The sequence below is a fragment of the Stenotrophomonas sp. STEN033 genome, from assembly GCF_056856655.1.
In genome coordinates, this window is the sequence record NZ_JBXFWM010000006.1 from 117,106 (window position 1) to 123,497 (window position 6,392).

Here is a 6,392-nt window from a genome sequence, read left to right on the forward strand (position 1 = left end):
GCCGCCCGGCGGCGCGCACGCCTGAATACTCAGGCCAGATGCTGATACAGCCGTTGGCTGGCGATGTCATCACGCAGGTCTTCCAGCACCATGACCCGCATTGAGCCCCTGCCGGAGACGTTCATCGTCCGTTCTACGTAAATTTCCGGGCCATGCTCGGTATCTGCGCGGGTTTTGCTGAAGCCGTACGGCAACACACCCTTATCGCCATCCTTGCTGCCACCGATATAAAGAACAACTGCCATGGTGGTTCGTGCTCCTGTTGGATCTGTAACAGGTGCAACGATACGTGGTGGCGCGTTACAGAGATGTACACGAAAGGTTGTCATTTGATGTCAGCGCTTGCCGCGGACATGAATGTCGTCCTTCCTCAGCCACTTCCAGGCCACCAACCGTGGCCATGCATGGCGTAATGATCCGCCGCGCGCTCGAACGGATTACGCACACTGACACCGCCACACAACAGGTAAACCGGTAGGAACAGCGGACCCAGCACCAGATACTGGAAAACATGCGCACGTTCATGGTCGCCCAGGCGCACGCGCGGATGCAGGCAACGGCCCGCGCGATGCTCGTAGGTCAGGCACAGGCCGTCCAGATCGTCGCCAGTGTGCAGAATCACCATGCCGAAGGTGATCGCACCACCGGGCCCCCATGGCCACCGTCGGAACACCAACGCGCACTCCCTGTGGCTCCAATACGGACGCGCACCGGCAATGCTACCCAGCGCACCGCCGATCAAACCGACCAAGGTATTGGGCGAGGTCCACACGCCGCCCAGTATGCGCAGCCACATTGGCACCATTGCGAGCTGCACCTGGCTCAGGTTCGCAGCGCGGTTGTGGTATGTGGCACGTGCATGTCAGCCGGCCGGCGCACGCAGGCGCCGCAGCTGCTGCAGGAACCACGCCGAGGCATCCTGCTCCGGCACGCCGTTGCAGGACACCTTGTAGGCCTTGCCGCTCATGCTGCTGCGACTGGCCGCGCGCTCGATGAACTGCTCGCTGCTGTCCACCAGGTCACGCTTGAGCAGGTAGTCATATTTCCGCTGCAGATGACCGCGTGCAGCCACGGCGTCATACCAGCTGCCATTGCGCTGAAAGCGGCAGCCGGAGTTTTCCAGCGCCTGCATCAGGCCGTTGATCTCGCGTTGGGTTGCCGCACTGGGCGCAGCATCTGCCGGCAGCATGACCACGGCGAGGCTTGCAGCCATCAGGAAATTACGGATCAGCTTCATGCGCGCTCACTCAACCAGTCATCGATGGCACCAGGCACCTCGCGCTGGGCGCGCCCCGACACATAGATGCCGATGTGGCCACCGCGAAACCCCAGCTCGGTGTAGTCCTTGCTGCCGACCTGCGCCCGCATCGCCTTGGATGCAGCCGGCGGCACCAGGTGGTCCTGCTCGGCATAGATGTTCAGGATTGGCATCTGCACCTGCGCCAGATCCACGGCCTCGTTACCGATGCGGATGCTGCCGTTGATCAGGCCATTGGCTTGATAGAACTGTTTGACGAATTCCCGGAACGTCTCGCCGGCCAGATCGGGTGAATCGAAGATCCACTTCTCCATGCGCAGGAAGTCTTCGAGCGCCTGTTTGTCGTCGAGGATATCCATCAAACCCACATACTTCTGCACGTTCAAGCGGAATGGCTTGAGCATCAGGTAGCTGGCGTTCATCAGATCGGCGGGGATATTGCCCAGGGTATCGACGAACAGATCCACATCCACGTGCCGGGCCCAGTGCGAGAGCATGTTGTCCGCGGTGTGGAAGTCGACTGGCGTGACCATGCTGATCAGGTTCTGCACCTTGTGGGGACGCAGGGCGCTGTAGCACAGCGCGAATACGCCACCCTGGCAGATGCCAAGCAGGTTGACTGGCGCCCCCTCACGCTGCGAACGCAGGTGATCGACCGCACCGTCTATATAGCGCAGCAGATAGTCTTCCAGGGTCAGGAAGCGCTCCGAACGATCCGGGTAACCCCAGTCCAGCACATATACATCCTGGCCGAGCGCCAGCAGTTTCTGTACCAACGAACGGCCATCCTGCAGGTCGACCATGTAAGGCCGGTTGACCAGGGCATAGACAATCAACAGCGGCGGTTTGCGGGTATCGGCTTTATCGCTGACGAAGCGATACAGCTTCACCTTGCCGTCACTCCACACTTCCTGGCGCTCGGTGACGCCATAGTCCACGTCTTCAACGCCCGGTAGCAGCTTCAAGCCATCGACCAGCTTGCGCTGCCATTGCAGGGCCTCCTGCAGCAGGTCGTCATTGCCAAAACCCAGCGGACCCTTCACTTGGCGCTCCTGCGCCGTGCCGGCGCTGCTTTCGAGCTGGCAGCGGCCACGGACTTCCTGGCTGCGACCTTCTTCACCACAACCTTCTTCGCTACCGACGTCTTGGCCGCAGGCTTCCTGGCAGATTTTCCGGCAGCGTTCTCGATAACCGGTTTTGAGGCCTTTGTTGCCGCCGGCTGCGGAGCGCGCTTCATCGGTTTGGCAGCTGGTTTGGCCGTCGACGGCGCCGCTGACTTGGCCGCTGGCGCGGAAGGGCCAACCTGCTGAGTAGCAGCAATCAAACGCCGCACCTGCCGTTCGAGCTCGGCGATGCGCCGATGTGCCGCATCCATTTCAGTACGGGTTGGCACACCCATCGCATCGCAGGCTCGTTCCAGCTCGCTCTGCGAGGCGGCGCGCAAACGCATCTGGGCATTGGCCAACTCGCCGTAGATGCGTTGGAAATCTTCGGAGAGCGCCACCTTTGCATAGGCCTCCTCAGCGGCATCGATCCATAGATCGAACATCGCACGCGCACTGGTCAGCTGGCTGCCGGGAACTTCGTGCTCGGCCAGCTTGGCCTCGAAGCGCTTGAAGGCATCGTCCAGAACGCTGCGGATCGTATCCACATAAGCTTCGGCACGCGCCTGGTATTCCTGCTGGATCTTCAGCAAAGCCTGCCAGCGCGCCTGGTGCTCGCGAGCCGGGCCAAATGCCGGTGCGTTCAACCAATCACCACCGCCAAAGCCGCTTTGCGCGGCCTTGGCGAACTCGCGCAACCAGGGTTGATCATTCAGTGCATTGCCTCCGCGTGCAGCGCCCAACATCCACTGCAGCAGATCATCGCCCTGCCCCGCCTGCACGGCTTCACGCCAAGCGCCGGCAACTTCCGCCGCCGAGGTGTCCTTGCCGGCAAAGCGCGCGGCGACCTGCTGCATCATGCCCAGCCAGTCGCCAGCCTGATGTTGGAAGCGCGCGCCCAGCGCCTGTACTTCCGCAGGGGTGTCCGTGCTGACCAGCCGGGTCCACTGGGCAATGCTTTCACGCCAGGGAAAATCGCTGCCTGCGGCTGCACCCGGGCCTTGCATGGCCTGTGACCATGCGTCCCAGTAGCCGCGCATGCTGGCTTCAAAATCCGCGTTGTCGTTGCTGCCTGGCGCCGCCATTGCCTTACTCCCGGGATACCCGCTGATGATAGCAATGCGACCGGGCTACCGGCGTCAGGGCTTGGGAATCCGCAGCGTCTTGCTGATCATCAAAGAGCCCGACAGCGCGAACAACAGGACCAGCGGATGCAGCTGCCACGGACCCAGCTGCCAGCTGCCACCCCATAGCAGAGGGCCGATCGCGTTGAAATGCGCCGCCAGCGCCAACACGATCACCAGCGCCAGGCTGGTAGGGATCGGCGTACCTTCAAAATACGGCACCTTGTCCGATTCGCCGGCAATCTCTTCGGCAGTCACGTTGTAGCGCGCCAGACGGCTGACGCCGCAGCAGACGAAATAGCTGAGCACCAGCCAATCCCAGCCACCCTGCATGCCACAGGCATAGGCCAGCGCCGCTGGCGCCACGCCGAAGGAAATGATGTCTGCCAGCGAGTCCAGCTCGCGCCCCAAGGTTGACGAGGATTGCCGCCAACGCGCCACCCGGCCATCCAGCGCATCAAAAATGAACGCCAGCGGGATCAAGGCCATGCCAAACATCAGGAAGCCGCGCTGACCGTCCTGCAGGAAGCGCATTGCCGCGAACACCGCACCGGTGCCGCAGAACGCGTTGCCGAGGGTGAACCAATCCGCAAGCTGGAACTCACGGAGCATCGAGAAATGGCGTTTCATGGGAACTCGCGGTGCATGGACCGCAACAGGGTACCGCGCGCGCCTGAACGATGGACAGTACCCGCGCCAAGCCGCTCGGACGTGAGGTTCCCAAAGATCGCCAGGATCGCTAAGGTGCCGCAGGACCCAGCCATCGCCACGTCTCAACCACCCACATGGACACAGACGAGATGCTGGATACCCCAACCCTGGCCGCGCAATTGCGGCAGCCCCATGGCGATGCCGCGCCTGCCGTCGCCGACTCGATGAACCGCAGCAACGCTGGGCTCAACCACGCTGCCATCGATGCGCTGGCGGTACGGCCGGAAGAGTTCGTGCTGGAGATCGGCCCCGGCAACGCGGCCTTCGCGCCGGCGCTGCTGGAAGCGCCGGGCAGCCGCTACCTCGGCATCGAACTGTCGCTGGAAATGGTCCATGCGGGCAATGCCAGGCTCATCGCGGCAGGTTTGGCCGACCGAGCGGCCTTGCAGCTCGGTGATGCCAATGCGCTTGCGCAGGACGATGCCACTGTCGACGCCGTGCTGGCGGTCAACACCAGCTACTTCTGGCCCGTCCTGCTGCCGGTACTGGGCGAATTTGCGCGCGTGCTGCGCCCGGGCGGCAGGCTATGCCTCGCTTTCGGCGACCCTATATTTATGCGCACATTGCCTTTCACTGCACATGGCTTCCATCTGTACAGCCGCGACGAGTTCCAACAGGCCCTGCACGCGTCCGGACGATTCACTCGCCCGTCTTGGCACAGCCATCAGGAAACCGGCACCAGCAACGATGGCCGGCAGCTGCGGAAGCACTTCCACATACTGCTCGCCCAGCGTCGATGAGCGCCTACAGCCGGGTATAGCTCCAGGACTGCATGCGCCCATCGCGGTAAGGCATCACGCCGTGGAACGGGCGCGGGTCATCGTCAAATACCAACGGCAGGAAGTGGCGGTCGCCCTCCCATAGCGGCAAGGATTCCAGCTGATCCAACGCCACCCATTCCAGCGTGCCTTCCCGATTAACCTCCATCGGCGTGCCGGTGTAGTCGTCGATGACGAAGATGAAGGCAAACCAGTCCTCACCATTCTTGCCGAAACCGGGCCAGCTGATGCTGCCGCGCAAGCGCGTCGTGCCGCATTCGATACCCGCCTCTTCAAGGATTTCACGATGCATGCAGGCGAGGATGTCCTCGTCGGCTTCCATCTTGCCGCCCAGCCCGTTGTACTTGCCCAGGTGCATGTCACCGGGACGGGTATTGCGGTGAATCATCAAGGCCTTGCTGCCGTCGGCAGACAGCACATAGCCGAGCGTGGCCATAATCGGGGTATACGGCATAGCGACAACCGGAACCAGAGGGGCGTGCAGTATGCCCGATGCGCGCGCCGCGCCTCAGCTCGGCTGTACATCCATGCGTCGCATAGGCACGACGGTCTCGTCGACACGGCGCAGCGTGGCAATGCTGTGACCGCGTTCAGCCAGGTATTCCAGCCATTTCCCAAGGAAGGTATTCATGCGCATGCGGTGGCTGATCAGCGCTTCCGGCGGTGGATACATGCCCATCACGTCCTGCCAGCGCCGGCCCACATAGCAATGCGTGGTCTCGGCCTGGCGTGCATCACGGTAAAGACGCACGAACGCCGATGGATCCGGCTCACCGGTGACCGGATCGCACAGGTCATAGGTCAGGCGCAGCTCCACCGTGTAGCGGTGGCATTCGATCACATCCAGGCGCAGGTCCAGACCATCGCCGATGCTGGAAAGGTGGCTGCCGACATGCAGCCGATCCGGCGCGAACAGGCGCATCAGATGATCATGGTTTTCCGCATACAAACCCATCAGCCAGCCGAGCCGGCTGAGCCTGGGAATGCGATCGATGCGGGAGAGTGCGCCTGCCATGGGGCCGATCCTACACGCCGAGGCGTGCAGGTGGCATCACCGGTAGTGGGGGGGGGGGGGGGGGCGGCGCCGGGGGGGGGGGGGCTGGGGGGGGGGCGCCAGGGGGGGGGGGCCCGGGGGGGGGGGGGGGGGGGCCGGGCCCCGCGCGGCGTCGGGACCCGCGCCCGCGGCGCGGCCCGAGCCCCCGGGCCCCGGGGGCGGGGGGGGGGGGCGGGGGGGGCCGGCGCGGCGGGGGGCCGGGCGGGGGCGGCCCCCGCGGCGGGGGGGGGGGGGGGGGGGGGGGGGGGGCGGGGGGGGGGGGGGGGGGTGGGGGGGGGGGGGGGGGGGGGGGGGGGGGCGGCCGGGTGGGGGGGGGGGGGGGGGGGGGCGGGGGGAGGGCGGGGCGGGGGCGGGCGGCGGGGG

Annotated in this window: 9 protein-coding genes; 1 reads left to right on the forward strand and 8 read right to left on the reverse strand. The window is 64.5% G+C overall.

Annotated features, from left to right (window positions below):
- Positions 1-29 precede the first annotated feature (29 nt).
- From AC1VXC_RS04080 to AC1VXC_RS04105, 6 genes are all read right to left on the reverse strand, one after another.
- Complete coding sequence (locus AC1VXC_RS04080; protein ID WP_481538101.1) at positions 30-245, reverse strand: hypothetical protein; 216 nt, start codon at positions 243-245, stop codon at positions 30-32.
- A gap of 125 nt (positions 246-370) precedes the next feature.
- Entirely contained in the window at positions 371-805 is a 435-nt protein-coding gene (locus tag AC1VXC_RS04085; protein ID WP_481538102.1) for a hypothetical protein, read from the reverse strand.
- Between the two features lie 57 nt (positions 806-862).
- Positions 863-1,237 carry a YfeK family protein gene (locus AC1VXC_RS04090; protein ID WP_481527530.1) on the reverse strand — a complete coding sequence of 125 codons (375 nt, stop codon included), beginning with the start codon at positions 1,235-1,237 and terminating at the stop codon, positions 863-865.
- Complete coding sequence (locus AC1VXC_RS04095; RefSeq protein WP_313170114.1) at positions 1,234-2,301, reverse strand: class III poly(R)-hydroxyalkanoic acid synthase subunit PhaC; 1,068 nt, start codon at positions 2,299-2,301, stop codon at positions 1,234-1,236. The genes AC1VXC_RS04090 and AC1VXC_RS04095 overlap by 4 nt, the downstream gene beginning before the upstream one ends.
- Positions 2,298-3,446, reverse strand: coding sequence for a class III poly(R)-hydroxyalkanoic acid synthase subunit PhaE (phaE, locus tag AC1VXC_RS04100; protein WP_313170113.1), 1,149 nt, complete (start codon positions 3,444-3,446; stop codon positions 2,298-2,300). Before phaE ends, AC1VXC_RS04095 begins: the two co-directional genes overlap by 4 nt.
- Positions 3,447-3,500: 54 nt before the next feature.
- A complete protein-coding gene (locus AC1VXC_RS04105) occupies positions 3,501-4,115 on the reverse strand; it encodes a CDP-alcohol phosphatidyltransferase family protein (protein ID WP_313495572.1) in 615 nt (204 codons plus the stop codon).
- A gap of 170 nt (positions 4,116-4,285) precedes the next feature.
- Here AC1VXC_RS04105 and AC1VXC_RS04110 point away from each other — a divergent pair, with 170 nt between their 5' ends.
- On the forward strand, positions 4,286-4,936 hold the full coding sequence (locus tag AC1VXC_RS04110; protein WP_481538103.1) for a class I SAM-dependent methyltransferase: 651 nt from the start codon (positions 4,286-4,288) through the stop codon (positions 4,934-4,936).
- Between the two features lie 4 nt (positions 4,937-4,940).
- Here AC1VXC_RS04110 and AC1VXC_RS04115 read toward each other — a convergent pair whose 3' ends face one another.
- Together AC1VXC_RS04115 and AC1VXC_RS04120 are read right to left on the reverse strand one after the other, a co-directional pair.
- The gene (locus AC1VXC_RS04115; protein WP_313170108.1) at positions 4,941-5,429 is read right to left on the reverse strand and encodes an NUDIX hydrolase; all 489 of its coding nucleotides are present in this window, start codon (positions 5,427-5,429) and stop codon (positions 4,941-4,943) included.
- Positions 5,430-5,483: 54 nt separating this feature from the next.
- Entirely contained in the window at positions 5,484-5,990 is a 507-nt protein-coding gene (locus tag AC1VXC_RS04120) for a DUF1249 domain-containing protein (RefSeq protein ID WP_481538104.1), read from the reverse strand.
- Positions 5,991-6,392 lie beyond the last annotated feature (402 nt).

Excerpts from the sequence above, each read along its gene's own strand:
- AC1VXC_RS04080 (WP_481538101.1), bottom strand. The coding sequence starts at position 245 with ATGGCAGTTGTTCTTTATATCGGTGGCAGCAAGGATGGCGATAAGGGT.
- AC1VXC_RS04085 (WP_481538102.1), bottom strand. The coding sequence starts at position 805 with ATGGTGCCAATGTGGCTGCGCATACTGGGCGGCGTGTGGACCTCGCCC.
- AC1VXC_RS04090 (WP_481527530.1), bottom strand. The coding sequence starts at position 1,237 with ATGAAGCTGATCCGTAATTTCCTGATGGCTGCAAGCCTCGCCGTGGTC.
- phaE (WP_313170113.1), bottom strand. The coding sequence starts at position 3,446 with ATGGCGGCGCCAGGCAGCAACGACAACGCGGATTTTGAAGCCAGCATG.
- AC1VXC_RS04105 (WP_313495572.1), bottom strand. The coding sequence starts at position 4,115 with ATGAAACGCCATTTCTCGATGCTCCGTGAGTTCCAGCTTGCGGATTGG.
- AC1VXC_RS04110 (WP_481538103.1), top strand. The coding sequence starts at position 4,286 with ATGCTGGATACCCCAACCCTGGCCGCGCAATTGCGGCAGCCCCATGGC.
- AC1VXC_RS04115 (WP_313170108.1), bottom strand. The coding sequence starts at position 5,429 with ATGCCGTATACCCCGATTATGGCCACGCTCGGCTATGTGCTGTCTGCC.
- AC1VXC_RS04120 (WP_481538104.1), bottom strand. The coding sequence starts at position 5,990 with ATGGCAGGCGCACTCTCCCGCATCGATCGCATTCCCAGGCTCAGCCGG.